Origin of the sequence: Pseudomonas sp. URMO17WK12:I12, from assembly GCF_000514395.1 — a bacterium.
GTDB classification, from domain to species: domain Bacteria; phylum Pseudomonadota; class Gammaproteobacteria; order Pseudomonadales; family Pseudomonadaceae; genus Aquipseudomonas; species Aquipseudomonas mucoides.
In genome coordinates this window covers 1-21,368 of record NZ_AZVV01000019.1, presented here as the reverse complement: position 1 = coordinate 21,368, position 21,368 = coordinate 1, and the positions used below count along the sequence as shown (strand labels likewise).

General features: G+C 56.9%; 19 protein-coding genes. 3 read left to right on the top strand and 16 right to left on the bottom strand.

Annotated features, from left to right (window positions below; all coding sequences use genetic code 11):
• Positions 1-7 precede the first annotated feature (7 nt).
• From D882_RS0124570 to kdpF, 5 genes are all read right to left on the bottom strand, one after another.
• Entirely contained in the window at positions 8-2,659 is a 2,652-nt protein-coding gene (locus D882_RS0124570) for a sensor histidine kinase KdpD (protein WP_027925688.1), read from the bottom strand.
• Between the two features lie 136 nt (positions 2,660-2,795).
• Positions 2,796-3,341: a potassium-transporting ATPase subunit KdpC gene (gene kdpC, locus D882_RS0124565; protein WP_027925687.1), complete on the bottom strand. Its 546-nt coding sequence runs from the start codon at positions 3,339-3,341 to the stop codon at positions 2,796-2,798.
• Positions 3,342-3,487: 146 nt separating this feature from the next.
• The gene (kdpB, locus tag D882_RS0124560) at positions 3,488-5,545 is read right to left on the bottom strand and encodes a potassium-transporting ATPase subunit KdpB (RefSeq protein WP_027925686.1); all 2,058 of its coding nucleotides are present in this window, start codon (positions 5,543-5,545) and stop codon (positions 3,488-3,490) included.
• A 10-nt stretch (positions 5,546-5,555) separates the two neighbouring features.
• Positions 5,556-7,250, bottom strand: coding sequence for a potassium-transporting ATPase subunit KdpA (kdpA, locus tag D882_RS0124555; RefSeq protein ID WP_027925685.1), 1,695 nt, complete (start codon positions 7,248-7,250; stop codon positions 5,556-5,558).
• Positions 7,251-7,258: 8 nt separating this feature from the next.
• Positions 7,259-7,348, bottom strand: coding sequence for a K(+)-transporting ATPase subunit F (gene kdpF, locus D882_RS1000000132345; RefSeq protein WP_007899818.1), 90 nt, complete (start codon positions 7,346-7,348; stop codon positions 7,259-7,261).
• A 416-nt stretch (positions 7,349-7,764) separates the two neighbouring features.
• Between kdpF and eat the strand changes: the two genes are divergently transcribed.
• Complete coding sequence (gene eat, locus D882_RS0124545; RefSeq protein WP_027925684.1) at positions 7,765-9,129, top strand: ethanolamine permease; 1,365 nt, start codon at positions 7,765-7,767, stop codon at positions 9,127-9,129.
• Positions 9,130-9,252: 123 nt separating this feature from the next.
• The gene (locus D882_RS1000000132340; protein ID WP_081744012.1) at positions 9,253-9,420 is read left to right on the top strand and encodes a DUF2897 family protein; all 168 of its coding nucleotides are present in this window, start codon (positions 9,253-9,255) and stop codon (positions 9,418-9,420) included.
• A gap of 46 nt (positions 9,421-9,466) precedes the next feature.
• Here D882_RS1000000132340 and D882_RS0124535 read toward each other — a convergent pair whose 3' ends face one another.
• Together D882_RS0124535 and D882_RS0124530 are read right to left on the bottom strand one after the other, a co-directional pair.
• On the bottom strand, positions 9,467-10,318 hold the full coding sequence (locus D882_RS0124535) for a DUF1989 domain-containing protein (RefSeq protein ID WP_027925683.1): 852 nt from the start codon (positions 10,316-10,318) through the stop codon (positions 9,467-9,469).
• 15 nt (positions 10,319-10,333) lie between these two features.
• Positions 10,334-10,987 carry a GntR family transcriptional regulator gene (locus tag D882_RS0124530; RefSeq protein ID WP_027925682.1) on the bottom strand — a complete coding sequence of 218 codons (654 nt, stop codon included), beginning with the start codon at positions 10,985-10,987 and terminating at the stop codon, positions 10,334-10,336.
• 175 nt (positions 10,988-11,162) lie between these two features.
• Between D882_RS0124530 and D882_RS0124525 the strand changes: the two genes are divergently transcribed.
• Complete coding sequence (locus D882_RS0124525; protein ID WP_027925681.1) at positions 11,163-11,720, top strand: TetR/AcrR family transcriptional regulator; 558 nt, start codon at positions 11,163-11,165, stop codon at positions 11,718-11,720.
• On the opposite strand, the gene fabF is transcribed toward D882_RS0124525, so the two are convergent.
• The 9 genes from fabF to D882_RS1000000132985 form a co-directional block, all read right to left on the bottom strand.
• The gene (fabF, locus tag D882_RS0124520) at positions 11,717-12,991 is read right to left on the bottom strand and encodes a beta-ketoacyl-ACP synthase II (protein ID WP_027925680.1); all 1,275 of its coding nucleotides are present in this window, start codon (positions 12,989-12,991) and stop codon (positions 11,717-11,719) included. The two genes, D882_RS0124525 and fabF, sit on opposite strands and share 4 nt — an antisense overlap.
• A 32-nt stretch (positions 12,992-13,023) precedes the next feature.
• Complete coding sequence (locus D882_RS0124515; RefSeq protein WP_027925679.1) at positions 13,024-13,818, bottom strand: SDR family oxidoreductase; 795 nt, start codon at positions 13,816-13,818, stop codon at positions 13,024-13,026.
• A gap of 227 nt (positions 13,819-14,045) precedes the next feature.
• Positions 14,046-15,467 carry a group II intron reverse transcriptase/maturase gene (gene ltrA / locus D882_RS0124510; RefSeq protein ID WP_027925678.1) on the bottom strand — a complete coding sequence of 474 codons (1,422 nt, stop codon included), beginning with the start codon at positions 15,465-15,467 and terminating at the stop codon, positions 14,046-14,048.
• Positions 15,468-15,942: 475 nt separating this feature from the next.
• Positions 15,943-16,278, bottom strand: coding sequence for a helix-hairpin-helix domain-containing protein (locus D882_RS0124505; RefSeq protein ID WP_027925677.1), 336 nt, complete (start codon positions 16,276-16,278; stop codon positions 15,943-15,945).
• A gap of 233 nt (positions 16,279-16,511) precedes the next feature.
• Positions 16,512-18,308, bottom strand: a complete 1,797-nt coding sequence (locus tag D882_RS01000000131410; protein ID WP_155953749.1) for a DUF2142 domain-containing protein — start codon at positions 18,306-18,308, stop codon at positions 16,512-16,514.
• A 3-nt stretch (positions 18,309-18,311) separates the two neighbouring features.
• A complete protein-coding gene (locus D882_RS0124495) occupies positions 18,312-18,650 on the bottom strand; it encodes an EamA family transporter (RefSeq protein ID WP_027925676.1) in 339 nt (112 codons plus the stop codon).
• Positions 18,650-19,360, bottom strand: a complete 711-nt coding sequence (locus D882_RS0124490; RefSeq protein WP_027925675.1) for a class I SAM-dependent methyltransferase — start codon at positions 19,358-19,360, stop codon at positions 18,650-18,652. The genes D882_RS0124495 and D882_RS0124490 overlap by 1 nt, the downstream gene beginning before the upstream one ends.
• A gap of 1 nt (position 19,361) precedes the next feature.
• Positions 19,362-20,351, bottom strand: coding sequence for a glycosyltransferase family 2 protein (locus tag D882_RS0124485; RefSeq protein ID WP_027925674.1), 990 nt, complete (start codon positions 20,349-20,351; stop codon positions 19,362-19,364).
• Positions 20,352-21,132: 781 nt separating this feature from the next.
• Positions 21,133-21,300 carry a DUF6429 family protein gene (locus D882_RS1000000132985; protein WP_218186584.1) on the bottom strand — a complete coding sequence of 56 codons (168 nt, stop codon included), beginning with the start codon at positions 21,298-21,300 and terminating at the stop codon, positions 21,133-21,135.
• Positions 21,301-21,368: the final 68 nt, after the last annotated feature.

Sequence of the window (21,368 nt, the reverse complement as noted above, 5' to 3'; positions counted from 1 at the left end):
CTTCACTTCAGCGCTCACTTTCAAAGGCGGGTTGTTCCTGCAAGGGCAAGTGAAGCGTAATGCACGTTCCGCGTCCCTCAATGCCGTCAGCGACGCTGATCCGTCCGCCATGCGCACCGACCATGCCCTGACAGATCGCCAGCCCCAGCCCGGTGCCCTGCCCGCCCCGATCACCGCGCGCGGCGGTGTAGAACATGTCGAAAATCTTCGCCCGTTCCTCCTCCGGAATACCCGGCCCCTCATCACCCACCGAGAAAAACAGCTCGCCATCCTCGACACCGGCGCGCAATTGCAGACGCCCATGTGCCGGTGAGAATCGCGCGGCGTTTTCCAGCACGTTGACCAGCGCCTGCTCGATCAGCGCCGCGTGGACATACAGCAGCGGCAACTCCGGCGGCACGTCGGTGCTGACTTGCAACGGCGCCAGCACGGCGCGCAGTCGATTGAGTGAACTGCCGACGATATCGGCCGGCGACACCCAATCACGCGCCAGCTTCAGCGCGCCGTGACCGAGGCGGGTCATGTCCAGCAGGTTCTGGATGTAGCGATCCAGCCGCTCGGCTTCGTCACGCGTGCCTTCGAGCAACTCCTTGCGATCCTCCAGCGGAATGGCTTCACCGAGGGCCAACAGGCTGTCGATGCTGCCGCGCATGGACGTCAGCGGCGTGCGCAGGTCGTGGGACACCGACGCCAACAGTGCGCTACGCAGTTGCTCGGTTTCGCCGTGCAGTCGCGCCGCTTCGAGGTCTTCGGCCAGTTGCGCGCGAGCCAACGCCTGGGCCAGCGGTTGGCTCAATGCGGTCAACAAACGCCGACGCTGACCGCTTAAGGTCTGGCCTTCTTTGGCGCACACGCCCATCAATGCCAACGGCCCGTCTTCCACCGATAACGGCCACCACCACCAACGCCCCATTGGCAATGTTCCGGTGCCTGCACCAGCGGGTTGATCGTGTTGCCAGGCCCAATCGGCGGCAGCGCGTTCAGCTTCGGAGAACTCTATCGGACCGCCAGTTTCGACTTTCCAGCCACCCTGCCCGTCTTGATTGAGCAGGCACAGCTGCAAGTCACTCCAGCCGTTGAGGTGCTGGGCAGCGGCGCTGATCACGGCTTGGCGATCAGTGGCGGCCGTCAGTTTGCGCGACAGGTCGAGCAGTTCGGTGGTCTCTTCCTGGGTGTCACGCAGTGCCTGCAATTGCCGACGTTGCCGCGCCGCGAGGTTGCCGGTGAGCGCCGCCATCAGCAGGAAGAACAGCAAGGTCAGCACGTCTTCTTCGCGCTGGATGGCGAAAGAAAAATTCGGCGGAATGAACAAAAAGTCGTAGGTCAGAAATGAAAGCGCCGCACAGGCCAGCGCCGGGCCGAGGCTGCTGCGCACCGCCACCAGCAGAACAGCGGCGAGAAACACCAGCGAGATGTTGGGCAGCGGCAAAATACTCGCCACGCCCCAGGCCAACGCACTGGCCAAAACGGTCGCCACCAGTGCCAGCACGTAGTCAAACCACACCAGCGATTGTGCCGAACGCTGGCGCGGTTGTTGCGGTAAATCATCGCTGTCGAGGACGTTGATTTCCAGCCCGCGCGCATCGCGCAGCAGGCGTGACGCCAAGCCCCCACCGAACAAGCGCCGACGCAACCGCTGCCGGGACTGGCCGACCAGCACCAGACTGGCGCGGCGTTCGGCGGCGTGCTGGATCAGGGTCTTCGCGACTTCACCGGCACGCAGCAACACCACTTCGCCACCGAGGCGTTCGGCCAATTGCTGGGCACTTTGCAGGCGCAGGCGCGATTGCTCGTCACGCACGCTGCCATTGTCGACATGCACCAGGCTCCATGGCAAATGCCGGCGCTGGGCAACGCGACTGGCGTGACGCACCAAGCGCTCGGCCTGCGCATCGCCATCGACCCCCACCAACAAACGACCACGTACCGCTGGCGCTGCTTGACCGAGTTGGCGATACCCCTGGGCCAGGTCATTGTCGACCTGCGCGGCAGCGGTTTGCATCGCCATTTCGCGCAGGGCGGTCAGGTTGGTCTGGGTGAAAAACGCGTCGATGGCCGCCCGCGCCTGCTCCGGCACGTAGACCTTGCCGTCGCGCAGACGCTCAAGCAATTCCCTTGGTGGCAGGTCGATCAGCAGCAGTTCGTAGGCTTCTTGCAGCACCCAGTCCGGCAGGGTTTCACGCACCTGCACACCGGTGATGCCGCGCACTTGATCGTTGAGACTTTCCAGGTGCTGGACGTTGACCGTGGTGTAGACATCAATGCCGGCGGCGAGCAATTCCTGGATGTCTTGCCAGCGTTTGGTATGGCGGCTGCCGGGGGCGTTGCTGTGGGCCAGTTCATCGACCAGCACCAGTTTCGGCTTGGCCGCGAGCAGACCGTCCAGGTCCATTTCTTCGAGCATCACGCCCCGGTATTCCGAGCGCACCAACGGCTGTTGCGGCAAGCCGCCGAGCAGCGCTTCAGTTTCGGCGCGGCCATGGGTTTCGACCACGCCGGCAATGACTTTGACGCCCTGGCGCAGCTGGGTATGAGCGGCTTGCAGCATGGCGTAGGTTTTGCCGACACCGGGCGCGGCGCCGAGGAAAACCTTGAGCCGGCCACGGCCATCGCGGGGCAAGTCTGCTAACAACGCGTCGGCGCGGCCGGAATCACTCATGCTTGAAGCTCTCTCTAATTGATCGTTCCCACGCTCTGCGTGGAAATGCAGCCCGGGACGCTCCGCGTCCCTGCTTAAAGCGGACGCTAAGCGTCCATTGATGCGTTACCACGCAGCGTGTGGGAACGATCATCTCTTACAGCTTTTCCAGTGCGATGTTAAGCGCCAGCACATTCACCACCGGCGGTCCCACCAATGGTTGTTCAATGTGCGCGTCCAGCAGTTGTTGCAGCGTAGACACCGGCAGATTACGCGCAGCGGCAACACGCGCCAGTTGATAGGCAATCGCGGCCGGTGGCAAGTGTGGATCGAGGCCACTGCCGGAGGTGGTCAGCATGGCCAATGGCACAGGCCCCTGACCCGGCACCAGCAGTTTGTTGGCATCGTCGATCACTCGTGTGGCCAACGCCGGGTTGCTCGGTGACAGGTTACTTGCGCTGCTCGACACGGTGGCAAACGCACCGGCGGAGGGGCGTGGATGGAACCAGGCGTCACCGACAAAATCCTGGGCAATCAGCGACGAGCCACGGACCTTGCCGTCGGCGTCGTGCACCAGGCTGCCATTGGCTTGATCCGGGAACGCAACCTGGGCGACACCGGTGACCACCAACGGGTAAGCGACGCCGGTGATCAGGGTCATCAGGACCAACAGGCTCAAGGCCGGACGTATCATTGTGGACATTTCAAAATCCTCGAATTCGGATAACACATACAGGGTTCGATCAGGTGCACCGAGGTGCTTTCATCGCGAGCAGGCTCACGCCTACAAAAGCACCGCATTCCCCGGTGAGCGCGAGCTTGTTCCGGGGCGGCGTTCCGACGATGGCGTCAAACCAGATGCAACGCCGTCAACAGCATGTCGATTGCCTTGATGCCCACGAACGGCACCACAATCCCGCCCAATCCATAGATCAGCAGATTGCGTCGCAGCAACGCCGCCGCACTCGCCGCTTGCACCCGCACGCCACGCAAGGCCAGTGGAATCAGCACGACGATGATCAAGGCGTTGAACACGATGGCCGAGAGAATCGCGCTCTGCGGACTGGTCAGGTGCATGACGTTCAGCACGCCCAGTTGCGGATAAATCGAGGCGAACAACGCCGGCAAAATCGCGAAGTATTTGGCCACGTCGTTGGCGATGGAAAAGGTCGTCAACGCGCCGCGGGTCACCAGCAATTCCTTGCCGATCTGCACCACGTCCAGCAGTTTGGTCGGGTCGCTGTCGAGGTCGACCATGTTGGCCGCTTCGCGCGCCGCTTGGGTGCCGTCATTCATCGCCATACCGACGTCCGCCTGGGCCAATGCCGGGGCGTCGTTGGCGCCGTCGCCGCACATGGCAACCAGGCGACCGTCGTTTTGCTCGTGACGGATGCGCGCCAGTTTTTTCTCTGGGGTGGCTTCGGCCAGCACGTCGTCGACGCCCGCTTCGGCCGCAATCGCAGCGGCGGTCAGCGGGTTGTCGCCGGTCACCATGACCGTGCGAATCCCCAATTTGCGCAGCTCGGCGAAACGCTCGCGGATGCCAGGCTTGACCACGTCCTTGAGGTGAATCACACCGAGCAGTTTGCCGTCGGCGCAGACCAGCAACGGGGTGCCGCCGCTTTGGGCAATCTTGTCGATTTCCCGGGACAGCGGCGCGGCCAGGTCAGCGCGTTTCAGGCCGACGAAGACCAGCAACGAATCCACCGCGCCTTTGCGATACACGCGGCCCTGATAGTCGACACCGGACAGACGGGTTTCAGCGCTGAACGGAACCGCTGTCAGCAACTCGGCGGCGGGTTCTGGTTGTGGCTGAGTGCCGCGCAGGTACTCGACGATGGATTTGCCTTCAGCCGTGTCATCGGCCAGCGAGGCAAACAATGCGCCCTCGGCCAGTTCCTTGGCGGTGACGCCCGGCGCCGGATGCACCGCGGTGCAGCGACGGTTACCGAAGGTGATGGTGCCGGTCTTGTCCAGCAACAGGACGTGTACGTCCCCCGCTGCTTCCACGGCACGGCCGGACTTGGCGATCACGTTCAAGCGCACCAGACGGTCCATCCCGGCGATACCAATGGCGGACAGCAAACCGCCAATGGTGGTCGGGATCAGCGTGACCAACAACGCCACCAGGAACACCAGCGGCAAGCTGCCATTGGCAAAGTGGGCGAACGGCTGCAGGGTCACGACCACCAGCAGGAAGATCAGCGTCAGGCCGATCAACAGGATGTCGAGCGCCACTTCGTTCGGGGTTTTCTGGCGTTTGGCGCCTTCGACCAGGGCGATCATGCGGTCCAGTGTCGATTCGCCAGGGTTGGCGGTGATCTTCACCAGCAACCAGTCGGACACCAGTCGGGTGTTGCCGGTGACGGCCGAGCGATCTCCCCCGGACTCACGAATCACCGGCGCGGATTCACCGGTAATCGCCGCTTCGTTGACCGCCGCGATGCCTTCAATCACTTCGCCGTCACCGGGGATCATTTCCCCGGCTTCAACGCGCACCACATCACCTTTGCGCAGGCTCGTGGCCGGTACCACTTGAAAGGTGCCGTTACTGGTTTTACGGCGGGCGCTCAAGCCTTCGCTGCCGGCCTTGAGGCTGTCGGCGCGGGCCTTGCCGCGACCTTCAGCCAGGGCTTCAGCGAAGTTGGCGAATAGCACGGTGAACCACAGCCACAAAGCGATTTGCGCGGCGACAAACGTCGGCACGGCGTTGTCGGGAATGAAGCACAGCACGGTGGTCAGAATGGCAGTCAGTTCGACCACCAGCATCACCGGCGCACGCTGCAATTGCCGTGGATCGAGCTTGACGAAGGCTTGCACCAGCGCCGGGCGCCAGAGGGCCGAGATCGCGGTTTTCGGTTGTTCCGGCGCCTTGGCGACGGCGGTTTTGCTTACAGGCATATTCATGATGGATTCCTTAGAAGCCCATGCTCAGATGTTCAGCAATCGGACCCAGCGCCAGCGTCGGCAAGAAGGTCAAACCACCCACCAGCAAAATGGTCACGGTCAGCAGGGTCACAAACAGCGGGCCATGGGTCGGGAAGCTGTTCTGGCCGATCGGTGCGGTTTTCTTCATCGCCAGGCTGCCGGCCAATGCCAGTACCGGGAGGATGTAACCGAAGCGACCGATCAACATGCCAAGACCGAGCATCAGGTTGTGGAACGCGGTGTTGGCCCCGAAGCCGCCGAACGCCGAACCGTTGTTGGCACTGGCCGAGGTGTAGGCATAGAGCAACTGACTGAAACCGTGGGCGCCAGGGTTACTCACCGCCGCGACCGGGCCAGGCAGGCTGGCGGCAATCGCGCCGAGCACCAATACGCCGACCGGCATCACCAGCAAGGTCACCACCAGCAGTTGCACTTCTCGGGCTTGCAGTTTCTTGCCGAGGTATTCCGGGGTGCGGCCGATCATCAGGCCGGCGAGGAACACCGCGATCAACACGTTGAGCAACATGCCGTAGAGCCCGGCACCGACGCCGCCGAAGATCACTTCGCCGACCATCATGTTGACCAGCGCGACCATGCCGCTCAGCGGGTTAAGGCTGTCGTGCATGCCGTTGACCGAGCCGTTGGACGCCGCCGTGGTGGTCACCGACCACAACACCGTGGCCGTGGTGCCGAAGCGCGCCTCCTTGCCTTCCAGCGGCGCGGTCTGTTCGACGGCGACGTTGTTCAGCGTTGGATTCGGTTGGTATTCAGCCCACAGCGAAGTCGCGCCGCCGATCAGGAACAGCGCCAGCATGCAGGCGATGATCGCGCGGCTCTGACGCAGGTCTTTGACGTAATGGCCGAAGGTGAACACCAGGGCGACCGGAATCAGAATGATCGAGCCGACTTCGAACAGGTTGCTCCACGCCGTCGGGTTCTCGAACGGGTGCGCCGAGTTGACGCCGAAGAAGCCCCCCCCGTTGGTGCCCAGTTGCTTGATCGCAATCTGGCTGGCGGCCGGGCCGAGCGGGATCACTTGATCGACGCCTTGCATCGTCACCGCATTCACGTACTGGGCGAAGGTTTGTGGCACGCCCTGCCAGACCAGATACAGCGCCAGCAGCAGGCACAGCGGCAGCAAGCCGTAGAGGGTAGCGCGGGTCATGTCGACCCAAAAATTGCCGAGGGTCTTGGATGACTTGCGACCGATACCGCGACACAGGGCTACCAACACGGCGAGGCCGGTGGCGGCGCTGACGAAGTTCTGCACGGTGAGGCCGACCATCTGACTCAGGTAGCTCAGGGTTGCTTCGCCGCTGTAGGACTGCCAGTTGGTATTGGTCATGAAGCTGACGGCCGTATTGAACGCTTGCGTCCATTCCTGGCCCGGCAGGTTTTGCGGGTTCAGCGGCAGGTGATCCTGAAACAACAGGATCGCGAACAACAGCAAAAAGCCCGCAAGGTTAAAGGCGAGCAGGGCCAAGGTGTACTTCTGCCAGCTCTGTTCTGCCTGCGGATCAACGCCGGCCACGCGATAGCAGCCGCGTTCCACCGGCCCGAGAATCGGCGTCAGCCACGTGCGCTGACCTTCCATTACCTTGTAGTAGAAGCGCCCGAGAAACGGCGCCGGGACCAATACCACCGCGAAAAACGCGAGGATCAGCCAATAGTCATAACTGTGCATAGCCGCTCCTAGTTCCGGTCCGCGCGCAACAGCGCAACCAACAGATAAATGAACAGCCCCACTGCCAGTAGCAGTGACACTCCGTCCAGAACGCTCATGGAAGTTCTCCGTGTTACGGCGTATTGCCGCGTGTGGAGTCATTGTCGGCAGGGAGGCTGTAAAGGAACGAGATCGAGGGTGCGGGCGGGGCATAAAGAAAGCGTAAAGAGTGGGTTTATGCCTGCTTTACAGCGGTGTTTGGGCGGGCCTCATCGCGGGCAAGCCCGGCTCCCACAGGTTCAGTGGTGGCGTCGGATTCGGAGATTGACCCAAATCCCTGTGGGAGCCGAGCTTGCTCGCGATGGCGGCACAACTGACGCCCTTGCCCTCAACTGGCGCACAAAAATGCGCTCATCCAGCGGCGAACATCCCTGATACGACACCTTTTTACGCTTTACGACTGCTATCACAACACTGGCACGCCCACTGCAAACACCCTCCCCCGAGCAATCCAAACCGTTCAGGGAGCAACCGCATGAACACACAACTCAAACCCACGCTGGGCACGTTGCACTTATGGGGCATTGCCGTCGGGCTGGTGATTTCCGGTGAATATTTTGGCTGGAGCTACGGCTGGGGCGTCGCGGGTACATTGGGCTTTCTGGTGACCTCGTTCATGGTCGCGACGATGTACACCTGCTTCATCTTCAGCTTCACCGAACTGACCACGGCGATCCCCCATGCCGGCGGTCCCTTTGCCTACAGTCGCCGCGCCTTTGGCGAAAAAGGCGGATTGATCGCAGGATTGGCGACGCTGATCGAATTCGTCTTCGCGCCCCCCGCGATTGCCCTGGCGATCGGTGCTTACCTGAACGTGCAGTTTCCGGCACTCGACCCCAAACACGCGGCGGTCGGTGCCTACATCGTGTTCATGGGCCTGAACATCCTCGGGGTGAAACTCGCGGCCACGTTCGAACTGGTCGTCTGCGTACTGGCCGTGGCTGAATTGCTGGTGTTCATGGGCGTGGTTGCGCCGGCCTTCAGCTTCAGCAACTTTGCGCTGAATGGCTGGGCCGGCAGCGATGTGTTCGGTGCCCCGGCGATTGCCGGGATGTTCGCGGCGATTCCGTTCGCCATCTGGTTCTTCCTCGCCATCGAAGGCGCCGCCATGGCCGCCGAAGAAGCCAAGGACCCGAAACGCACAATTCCCAAGGCGTACATCAGCGGCATCCTGACCCTGGTGTTGCTGGCCATGGGCGTGATGTTCTTCGCTGGCGGCGTCGGCGACTGGCGCACCCTGTCAAACATCAACGATCCGCTGCCACAGGCGATGAAAACCGTGGTCGGCGAGAGCTCCGGCTGGTTGCATATGCTGGTGTGGATCGGTCTGTTCGGGCTGGTGGCGAGTTTTCACGGGATCATCCTCGGCTACTCGCGGCAGTTCTTCGCCCTGGCCCGGGCCGGCTACCTGCCAACCTCCCTGGCGAAACTGTCGCGTTTCCAGACGCCGCATCGGGCAATCATCGCTGGCGGCGTGATCGGCATCGCGGCAATTTACAGCGACGGTTTGATCAACCTCGGCGGCATGACACTGACCGCGGCGATGATCACCATGGCGGTGTTCGGTGCGATCGTGATGTACATCATGAGCATGCTCAGCCTGTTCAAACTGCGCAAAACCGAACCGAACCTTGAGCGTACGTTCCGTGCGCCGTGCTATCCGCTGGTGCCGATGATCGCGCTGGTACTGGCGGTGGTCTGCCTGGTGGCGATGGCCTGGTTCAACGCCTTGATCGGGCTGATCTTCCTCGGCTTTATGGCGGCAGGTTTCGTGTACTTCCTGCTCACGGCGCAATTGCGTGCAGACGCACCGGCAGACGCGATGCTGACCGGGCTGTAAACGCTTCAGGTGCGATTGGCTTATCAGGCATAGAATGGAACCACTGCGAAAATCCATCGCTCAAAGTGGTATGCACGATCGATTGGCGACCTCCGCCAATCGCCCTGCCTCAAGGAGAGCCCTATGCCCTGGTATGCCTGGTTGATTCTGGTCGTTGCAATCGGCTCGATCGTTGGTGGCTTGATGATGTTGCGAGACACCGCCACCAAGGTCGACCTGACCGAAGAGCAACGAAAACGCGTCGCTGAACGCAATGCGGAAATGGATGCCAAGGAAGCACAGGACCGCTAACGAAAAACCCCCTGTCATTCTCAGTGAATGACAGGGGGGTTTGCTTTTATTGTTCCCAGTCGGCTTTGGCGATGTGCAAGCCGTGCATACCTTTGTACGCCGCACGCTCCGGTTGGCTCCAGCCTTCCAGCAACGACTCCTGCAACCGATAAATCTCCACGCCCAGCGGTCGACATACGGTCAGCGGATCCTGCGCATCCGGCCCCCACATGGCCAGCGACAGGTCACCACCTGGACAGGTCGAGAGCGCGCACAGCAAATCGATCTCGGCAAAGAACTCCAGGTAATCGCCCTTCTGCGCCGGACAGGCTTTCATGAAGTAAAGGTCGTCGTGATTCAGACCGGTGCACTGGAAAATGTTCAGCACGTCATGCACGTCGAACTCGGTCAGGCCATAGGGCAAAACGGCGCGAGTCAGGTTGGAATGGCAGTGATGATGGAAGTCCTCACCAGTGAGCATCTTGTTCACATAAGGATCGCAGCGCGTGCCGAGTAAATCATGCAAGCGACCGCCGTGTTCGTCGATGCCATAACCCGCCAGGCTGTCGTCGGTAATCGTCACCAGCGGCCGCAAAAAAGGCAGGTTCGACCAGAGCCGGTCGTGGGTGCTGACGTGGGCGCCCTGCAATTGACGGGTGCGCGCCGCCCATAAGCGCTCCCGTGGGTCATGGGCGTTCCAGACGTTGAAATCCCCCACTTGCGGCCCGACCGGTGTGGTGACACGAAACACATGGCCTGCCGGCACGTTCCAGGCGCGGCCGGTGCGGATCGGTACTTCGAACTGCTCGATCAGCGTCCGCCCGTCCTTCGCATCCCGAATCCGTTCGTAGAAGGCTGTATCCACCTGCAACGCCGAGCCTTTGCTGACTTGATAGGCCGCCGGATAGTCTTTGTACATGGCACGAATCCTCGATCAGTGATGGGAAGAAGGGGTACATATCTGCAACAGGAGGTGTTCCGAATCATCCAGGTAAAGGCTCATGGCATCCGCAGCTGCGCGGGTATCGCCCTCGGCCAGCAAGGCATGGATCTGCCGGTCACGCGCCAGCCATGGCGCCTGAAAACGTGATTCATCGGGCGCCGTGGAGAACACCAGACGCAATTGCGCGACGACGTTGGTGAAGAACTCATCAAACAACGGACTGCGCAGCAACCCGACGATGTGTTGATGAAAGGCCAGGCTGTGAGTGCCGACGGCACGCCAGTCCTCACGCTCCCTGGCCAGCTCGGTGGCTTCCAGGGCCTGGAGCATCCGCGCCGACTGATCGTCGCGCAGCGGCGGGCTGGCATTGATGGCTTGCAACTCGAGGGTGCGCCGGACCTTGAACAGGTCACGCACGTCCACTACGCCCAGCCTGCGCACGCTCACCCCTTTGTTGCGGACATACACGGTCAACCCTTCCTGACCCAAGCGGTGCAAGGCCTCGCGGATCGTATTGCGAGAAGCGTTATAGGCAGACACCAGATCGTTTTCCACCAACGCCATGCCGGGCACCAATCGGCCGCCAATGATGTCGGCACGCAATTCCAGTGTGATGTGGTCGGCCAGGGACTGTCCGTTGCTCATGCGCTTCGCCTTATGATTGTTCAACAATCTCTGGCTAATGAGTAATCACTATCCGTGCCAGATCACGTCGTGTTCAGGACGGAGTTGGACGCATCTGCATGCTTTATAGAAGTAGAAGTACAGTCGCCATCTTATTTTCATTGGTTAAGATGGCGCATTGTTGCGGAGATTTCAGATGCGTTACTCGCAGGACCATAAAGCCCAGACCCATCAGCGCATCATCAAGGAAGCGTCAGCGCGATTCCGCCGCGACGGTATTGGTGCGACCGGCCTGCAACCGCTGATGAAAGCGCTGGGGTTGACCCACGGCGGTTTTTACTCGCACTTCACGTCCAAGGACGAACTGGTTGAAAAGGCGTTGCAAGCAGCGGGTGATCAGTGCGACGCCGTCTGCGCCGAGCTGTTCGCCCAGGATCGCCCGCTGGAAGCGTTCATCGACACCTATTTGTCGGAATGGCACCAGACCTCGCCGCATGAAGGATGCCCGTTACCGACTATGTCCTCGGAACTCGGCTTGCGCGGGCAGCCAAGTCCGACCTCGGACGTGGTGCTGAACGCACGACTCCAACAAATAGAAAACAGCCTTGAAGGCGAAGATGCCGCTGACCAGAGCGTCTTTATCATGTCCGCCCTGGTCGGCGCATTGTTGTTATCGCGCAGTGTCGAGAGTCCGGAGCTGGCTCAGCGGATTCTTGACGTGACCCGCGCGTTTCTTAAACAACCGCAGGATTAACCCTGCCAGCGCTTGAACAACACGCTGGCATTGACCCCGCCAAACCCGAAGCCGTTGGACAACGCGTACTCGATAGCCATTGGCCGCGCCTGACCGTGGACGATGTCCACACCTTGCGCCGCCGGGTCCGGATTATCGAAGTTCAAAGTGGCCGGCACGATCTGATCGCGAATCGCCAACAGCGTGAAGATCGCCTCAACCCCACCAGCAGCGCCGAGCAAATGCCCTATCGCCGACTTGGTCGATGTCACCGCCACCTTGTTGTCTGAACCGAACAATGACTTGATCGCCGCTAACTCGCCGAGGTCGCCCACCGGCGTCGACGTGGCATGCGCATTGAGATGTTGCACCTGTGCGGCTGAAACACCGGCCTGTGCCAATGCCAGCGACATCGCCCGACGTGCACCATTGCCATCTTCCGGGCCCGCCGTCAGATGGTAAGCATCGGCGCTGGTGCCGTAGCCGACCAACTCGGCTAACGGTTGAGCCCCGCGCGCCATGGCGTGCTCCAGGGATTCAATCACCAGAAGGCCCGCGCCCTCGCCCATCACAAAGCCGTCGCGAGCACTGTCGAACGGCCGGGAAGCACGTTCCGGGGTTTCGTTGAAACCGCTGGACAAGGCTCGCGCCGCCGCGAACCCGGCAAGACTGACCCGATCGATCGCCGCCTCCGCGCCGCCGCACACGGCAATATCCGCTTCGCCACAACGAATCAGCCGCGCCGCATCACCAATCGCCTGAACCCCCGCCGCACACGCCGTCACCGGAGCACCCAACGGGCCTTTGAAACCGTGCTGGATCGACACATGACCCGCAGCGAGGTTGACCAGGAACGACGGAATGGTGAAGGGCGACAGTCGCCGTGGGCCACGGCTGTCGGTGGTGCGCACCGCATCGGCAATGGCGCCGAATCCGCCGATTCCTGAGCCGATGATGGTTGCGGTACGTTCCTGGGCTTGCGCGTCCAGCGCCTGCCAACCCGCCTGCTCCAACGCCTGTCGCGCGGCTTCCATGGCAAACAGAATGAAGCGGTCCATCTTCTTCTGTTCTTTGGGTGGCGTCGCCCGATCCGGGTCAAAACCCGCCTCGGCATCCTCCTCGGCAGTCGGCACCACACCGCCCACCTTTGCCGGCAAATCGGCGACCACCTCGTCCGGCAAAATCCGCAACCCGGAACGCCCGGCCAGCAGTCGCTCCCAGACAACTTCTACACCGCTACCCAATGGAGTCACCAGGCCCATGCCGGTGACAACTACTCGACGATCACTCATGCCGTAATTACCTCAATACGATTGAAGGTGTTTCATTTGTAACGTGCGGCGGCGGTACTTTTGGAAAGATTCGGCGCCATGACCAAGCGGGCCTTCACAAAGTCGTCCCACTCGGAGGCGTTTGGCAACGATGGAATGGTGATCAGTTCACCTTGGTCCAGGCCGGATAACGCAGCATCAACCATCTCACCTGCGTCCATGACCATTTCCGCGGGTATCTGGCTAGCATCGATACCGGAGCGTTCCCAGATTTCGGTGCGTGTGACGCCCGGCAAAACGGCCTGGACCTTGACCCCGGTGCCATCCAGTTCGGCATTCAAGGATTGGGTCAGGCTTAACACATAAGCTTTACTGGCGCTGTAGGTTGCATTGAAGCGCTCAGGGAACAGCGCAACCACCGATGCGATATTGATGATCGAACCCCGGCCGGCCTTGGCAAAACTGGCGGCTGCCGCTGATGCCAGGCGTGTGACCGTAGTGACGTTCAGTTGAATCAGCTTTTCCAGCTGTTCCATGTCGGCATTTGCCAGCAGACCATCCGACGCGACGCCAGCGTTGTTCAGCAACAGGCTGATACTCGAATCACTGCGAAGACGTTGTTCGATCTGCAGCACATCATCCTTTTGTGTCAGGTCTGCCTTCAGCACTTCTACCTGAACACCATACTCGGTGCGCAACTGGCTCGCTGCCGCCTCAAGCCGCTGCTCGTCGCGAGCGACCAGCAGCAAATCAAAACCACGCGCCGCCAACCGCTCAGCGTATATCGCACCGATACCGGAAGATGCGCCGGTAACAAGGGCCGTACCTTGGGACTGGGAGGAAGTCATGACTGTGCTCCAGGAAAATACTTGAGGAAAATGAGCGTCTGAACATCAGCACGCTTCAGCGGCACGCGAATGAATTATAGGCATAATATCAGCGACATATGATAGCCATAATTTTTTATCAGCCGATGAAAGGCGTCTCACCACCCTAATGCCAGAATCGAGTAGGAGGCGGATTTACATCCGCCGTCCTCTCACACCACCGTACGTACGGATCCGTATAAGGCGGTTCAGGCTACACGGCTAAGCCGGTTCATCGTGTCCAGTACCGAGACTAGCCCAAGTTCGTCCCACAGCTTCTTCGGCAACGCCTGATTCATATGAGACGCCCCCGAACTCCACCATGGGCCGCGACCATTGAAGGCTGATTTGCAGGCGCGTGGTTCGCTAAGCCCCAAGCGCATCAAGTTGCGCGCCCTCGTTGAAGGCTGCTTCCATTGACGCCAGAGCAAGCAGCGAAGTTTGCGACGCACCCGTCCATCAAGTTCCTCAAGTGGCCGTTTGCTCTGACTTAGCTTGAAGTAGCCTGCCCAGCCACGCAGCACAGGGTTGATCCGCTCAATGACAGTTGCCATCTTGTGGCCCCGCGCGCTGCGCAGCAGGTCTCTGATCCTGTCGCGCAAGCGAGCCAGGTTCATCGACGCTACCCTCAGTCTCGGCTTCTGATGCCAGCTCATTCCATAGCCCAGATAGTCACAGATCCAAGGCCGTGCCACACGGCTCTTTTCCCGGTTCAGCGTCAGTTTCAGACGCTGGCTCAGGAAGCGCTCAGCTCTAGCCATCACTCGTTCGCCCGCACGGCAACTACGCACATAGATGTTCGCATCGTCGGCATAGCGCACGAAGCGATGACCCCGTCGTTCCAGCTCGCGGTCGAGTTCGTTGAGCAGGATGTTCGACAGCAGCGGCGAGAGTGGGCCGCCTTGCGGCGTCCCTTCTTGCCGTCGGCTAGCAATACCTCCCGACATGATCCCGGCTTCGAGGTAACGGCGGATCAGCCTGAGCACCCGTTTGTCGTCGACTTGACGCTCTATATGGGCCATCAAAACGTCGTGGTTAACTCGATCAAAGAACTTTTTAAGATCAAGTTCCACACACCAGCGGTGTCCCGCCGCCACATGGCCGCGAGCGGTTTCGATAGCTTGATGAGCGCTTCTGCCCGGACGAAAACCGTAGCTGTAGTCCGAAAACAGAGGATCGAAGATCGGCGTGAGCTGTTGTAGCAGGGCCTGCTGGATCAGGCGATCCACGACGCTGGGGATGCCCAGTTGCCGTGTTCCGCCTTTGGGTTTGGGGGTGTCAACGGCGCGTACACCCTGCGGGTGATACTCGCCGGCCAGCAACCTCACCTTGAGGGTCGGCCAATATTGTTTCACGTAGTCCGCCAAGTTGTCGACCGTCATGCCATCGGCACCCGGTGCGCCCTCGTTGCTGACCACGCGTTGATACGCACGCTTGAGGTTGGCGGGTGCAAGCACCCGCTCCATCAGCGTGTCCGGCTCCGCGTTCGTCCACGCCACAGACGCCGCCGATGCCTGCGCACTGCTAGCCGTCGTCCTCGGATTCTGTCCGGGACTTGGAATCACAGTTCTCTCTGGGAGAAATTTCTGCATTTCGGTATTCAACGAGACTCTGACGCCTACTGGCGGCATAACCTGTTCGGCCCTTGGTGACGGGGTTATTCGTCACTTACTACGGCTTCGGCTGACTTCTGCACGCTCATCCCGTCGCCTCTCGACGCTCGGTAGCACAATGGCAAGCGTGCAGATCTCCCAGGGTAATTCGCGCGACCTTCCTGCTTATGCCTGTCGGATCTACGTCGCAGCGTCCCGTGCAAGTATTGGGCTTTGAGGAAACATGCCCCCTTACCCCGCTGCGCCGCCTCTATCCGCTTCCTGTTCGTCAGGCCAGCATTTTGCCTCGGGCTTCCTTCAGATTCGCAGTCACCCGCGACACCCTTGCCTCTGGCTAACACTTCCCCTTGCCGGGTGTGTAGAGGACTTGCACCTCCAAGTCACCAGCGTGGCCACCACAGCCAAGCTGGTTGCGCTTACGCGCAACGCGCCATGCCTGGCGCACATGCAAAAAGGCCGGTCAATGACCGGCCTCTGGCGTTGATCTACAAGCTTAGTTCACCTGAAGTTTTTCGCGGTTCTTGTCCAGAATCGCTTTGCCTATCCCTTTCACTTCCAGCAGTTCGTCCACAGACGAAAATGGCCCATTACTCTCACGATACGCAACAATCGCCTTGGCTTTGGCCTCACCGATACCGGACAGCTCACGCTGCAATGTCGGTGCATCGGCTTGATTGAGATCGACTTTGCCAGACTGCGTCTTAGGGGAAACTTCCAGCACCACAGGTGCGTTGCCCATTTCGGGTTTCGCCGCGGGCGCAGCAATTGTGGCAACAGAAGCGCTGGTGAGCAGGGCAAAAACCAGAGAGTAAAAATAGCCAGTACGCATAGATGAAGCTCCATAACATCGTTTGAGAAAGCAGCTTTTCCGAAGCTGCCTCTCAAATTTAGGCGATGAGCGCGGGTTGTCAAAAATATGTCTATTGCAGTATGTAAAACAATAACACTAGATCCGAGTGCGTCAGTTTTGAACCGGAGGATCGAGTCAATTTTGCTTCGATACCGCCACCTCCCCCTCATCCGAGCGCTTATCAGCGCAGCAAAGGCGCCAGCCGGCAGTGATTATTGTTGCGGACAACCTAACGTAGATATCCTTCTTCCGTCCAAGTACTCGTAAATGATGCAAGTATTAGCATCCGCAGATAGCACTCGCCCCTCCCAAACACTGACACCGCTGCCTCCCACTGAGATAATCTCGCCTAAGGTGTAGCGTTTCCGGTCAAGGTCAAAGTAACGATATTGATTGTCAGCAAGATCAGACAAAACAAAGCGTTGTGAAAATACTGCGCCATCAACTGTAGATAAACGTAGCTCTGCTTCTCCCGGGTTTTGTCTGACGTATGTGGCGAACATCACACCAATACGCTTCAAAGCCAAGGAATCGTCCAAGTGCTTTTGGGAGAATCTGAGCTTGATTGATTTATCTATCATCAACGATGGGCTTACTAGCATTTCCGTTTTAGTAGCGACTGGTTGACTACTTACAACGTAATACCTGTCCAGGAGTGCGAAGGCCGTGCTGTACGTAGAAACCAAAAATATTAAACCTACACCCGTAATCCCAGCAACTGATAACAACGAACGATTTATGTTTTCTCCGCCCCCCAAAGCATATGCAAATAAAAGAGCCGAAATCAAAAAATAGCGCCCCTGAACACCCTGGATAACAGTCGCCGGATGTGCATTCCAAGTAACCAGTAGCGCAAAAAAAACAAACAAAGTCGAAATCAGTGCACAAACCGCCAATAATGCCCGTGCAGTCCATTCTGTTCGAAGACGTTTAAATGATATCGAGCATATCAAAACACAAAAAAGCAGAACACACAGCCGAGAATACACCTCTGTAGAAAGCGGCGTATCAAGCCAACCCAGCACACCCAAGAAAGAGTTTACATAAAACATACCGAACATTGGAATCGTCGTGCTTAAAACCTCAAAAAACGAAAAGGGATGTAACAAATAAAATTTAACTATACCTGAGGTTGTAAATCCGGTCACAACCCTCATATCAACGGTCGTTTTAACTGCCAAGACTAACCAAGCGAGCACACCAAATAAAACGACCGCACCTAAAATTAGCCCTTTCTTACTGTTTGTGTAAAAACTAGTTGCAAACAACAACCCTATCATTGGTAATAAATGGACTCTACTGGAGGCCAATAAAAACACGCAAATGGCCAACCCATACAGAAGTTCAGGCCCGGTCTTTCGCCCCTCTTTGGTGACCCGCATAAATATTGATATAGCCAGGACAGCAAGTCCAGTCGATATCACATCGAGACTGGCTGACGCCATCTGAAATAGACTCATTGGAATCAATAATAATGCCAAGACCAACGGTGGAGGCGAATACAAACGAAAGGCTATAAATAAAAAAACCGATGCCATTAGCAACGCACTGAATCGCGCCAATCTATAGGATACGTCAACCGAAGCCCCCAACATTTCACCGACCTTCAATCCAACTGCTTGAGGCAGATAAACTATTGGCAGGTAATATCCCGTGCCAGGTGCCGAGCTAAACTCCCTCTGCCCTGTCCATAGAATAGAATTTGCTTCCCCTATCTGATCAGCGGACAATTTGCCATCTAACTTACCAATTAATTTTTTGTAATAATTTATATATGAGATCAGCCCTACATCAATCATCCCGCCGGACGATTGCCCCATCGGAGAGTCTAAAACAATATGCCCCTCTACCAACAGATAAGCACGCTTAATATGGTCATACTCATCAGGAGATTGAAAAGGTGGAATAAGGGTAGAAAAAAACAAATAAATAGCAAACAAAATAAAAGCAAGCAGCGGCCATTTTTTATTTGAAGCCATATCTATACCAAAATCCGCATCTGACTTCAATTATTACGCCCTCACTGCGACAAAAATCCCGAACACTATAAATACAACCCCGACAAAATACTGAAGTTGAAAGCGCTCGCCAAAAATAAAATGACTACCTATTGGCACCAAAACAAAAGCTAATGCCATTAACGGGTAAACCCTACCCAATTCAATTCTTTGCAATACCCAAACCCATGCTATCGACGTTATACCGTAGAGGAACATGGCCGCAAACAACGCGATCATAACCCTTAAATTAAAAAAAGTCCCCGCCTGAGCAAGCGCGAGCGAGCTTGTCTTGAAAAGAATTTGTCCGATCGCCAAACCAAGCACACACAAAATGGCGACGACATAGATCATCACTGAACATCTTCCTCTTTATTAACGACAGCGTGGAAGGCAAAGAATAAATTCAAATCAATAGAGGATACTGGGAACGGCCACCAGCTCTCTGTAGAACCGGGAAAATAGTGCCTAAGAAGTGCTATAAGGTTATTGCACGAATTGACATGCTCCCTTGCCATTACATAATCATATGCAATCCCTTGGGCAATTGCCTTTTTTCTTGGCCCCAAGTGCCGCCCAAAACGCCATGCCATTCCCGGATCAGTGGGTATGAGTATGGATAAAATCCCACCCTGTTTAAGCACCCGACGCCATTCTTTTAACACTAAATGTGGTTGACAAATGTGCTCCAAAACATGAACAGCGACAACCCGATCAAAAGTATTGTCCGGATATTCCAGTTCACTTCCAGCCTGAGTTACAAACGAGACTTTTTGATCATACTTTCCTGCCAATTTTTCCTTTGCTCGCTCAAGCGTCGTACCGTCCAGATCGGAGAGTATGTAGTGATCAAATGTATGCCGAACGAATGGCAAATGTTCGCCTGTACCTGCCCCAATTTCGAGCACCCGACCAAAATGCGTTGTCCCGCCAAATTTTTTCTCCGCCAGCTTATGGCTGGCGTGCATGACCATTGACTGTAACGGACTGGCATAATTCGAGTCATCATAAACATAGGCAAATTTTTGCCGATACTTTGTCCACGCTTTGTCTTCTTCTTGCATTTTAAGTCCTCTTCTTGCCTGACTTGATAAAGCGTTTGAGACGGTGAAAAGGCCTATGAGGAACAGAATTTATATCGTGCCCCAAAAAAGCCAGCACAAGTTGCAGACCTATAATGACAGGAAGCGCGGAAAGCATTACCGTGCCAGATGATGTTTGCAATCCCATACTGATGGACCACATCCACTGATAAACCCCAAACAAAATTCCAAACGACAACAAAACCACACCAACCGGAAGCTCGATCGAAGCCAGCGACATGTCTCTTAAGTAATAACTGTAAAAAATTCTCTTAAAGAAATTTCTTACGTGCTTTACAAGAAACTCCCCCATTATTTTTGATATTTTTAGACCGCTCACCTCTTCACCATACTTTGCATCCATCGGAACATCGATGACAACTGCGCGTAGAATATTGAGACGAAACAAAATATCCGTTTCAAAAAAATAACGACGACTGATTTTGGAGAATGGCAAATGCCGAGCCGCATCGCTGTGTATTGCCGTATACCCATTGGTTGGATCGAATAAATTCCAGTAGCCAGAGGAGAACTTTGTCATAAATGACAACACCGCGTTGCCAAACAATCTAAGCTTGGGCATTGCACGTAGCTCCTCCAGATCGAAGAACCGATTACCTTTTGTATAATCTGCCTCACCAATGACGATCGGCGTGATGAAGTCCGGGATCAGCCCCGGATCCATTTGGCCATCACCATCAATTTTAACAATTATATCCATACCTTCTTCAATGGCAGCTTTGTAGCCACTCATTACTGCGCCACCAACGCCCTGATTTTCCGTATGCCGGATCACACTAACACGTGAGTCGTGACAAGACGCGACAACAAAATCGCCGGAACCATCGGGACAACAATCATCCACCACATAGATCCGATCGACCTCTGGGCCAATCTTTTCAATGACCGACTGTATATGCTTGCACACCTTATAACTAGGTATAACTACTGCAACGGTTAAATTCAAATTCATCGCGCATCCATTTTTCAAAAATTCGCAGCAGAAATGTTTTAATTACATAGCCTCCGCACCTCTAAAAAACCACATACTTGAAGGGCGCTGTCTTTTATTCCGCGACATGAGAAGGGGTTCAAGAGAGGATTGTGATTAATGCCATAAACTGAAGCCAGCATAGTGAATGACCCGATTATTTTATCGGCGAAAATACCACAAATAGGTTGACCTTTGGTTACTGAAGCAAAAAAAAAAACCAAAGGCCATTTTTTCAGTGTTCTTGCAATTTTTTGGCGAGAAACCGTATAGGCCACATAGGCAGCCAAGTACGGGTCAGAAAGTCAAACAGGGATACGGGGCAAGGATCGATAAGTCGAAGGCCCCAGGCCAGCAACATGCCTCAGTCCCTCAGCAATCGCAACAAGCGTTAATACGAGGTTTTTGGTTCGTTTTCGAGGGGCTGGACAGCTTACAGGAGGGGGCTACGTAATATTTGAAGTGGATGCCAGTCGTTTAAACCAAAGGCAAAAGCCGTTGCGCTTTCAATAAAGTATTTTCAACCGATGCCTGACGATTTAAAAAAGACGAAAAGTGCCGAGTCGAACCCGGTGATCTTGGCATCCGGCTCGACCTAGTCGCCGAGGTGGAGCTTCGAAGAACCGTAAACGATCCATAAACCTCGCCTACCATATGGCCGGGGTATGAAGTCAGATATCCGAGTCGGATACATGCTCCACTTGAGTTCTTAACCCAAACAACCGGTCGGCTATCTGCCGACCTAGCTCCAACCCTTCAGCCGTCAACCAAATCGATCTGTTCTTGTCACCGGATTACTGATGAAACCATGTTCATGTGATCGGTTCATGGTGTCGAAGTCGAACCCTTTCCAAGCATTGCCGTTATCAATGCTGAAGGCTGCAAACAGGGCAAGCACGGCTTCTTCAATCAGTTTATCGTCGCATTCCATGATCGTTGCTCCGTTCGTACTCTTTAAGCTCACCGTAAACCCCGGCAGCCATCAAGATGGATAGCGCG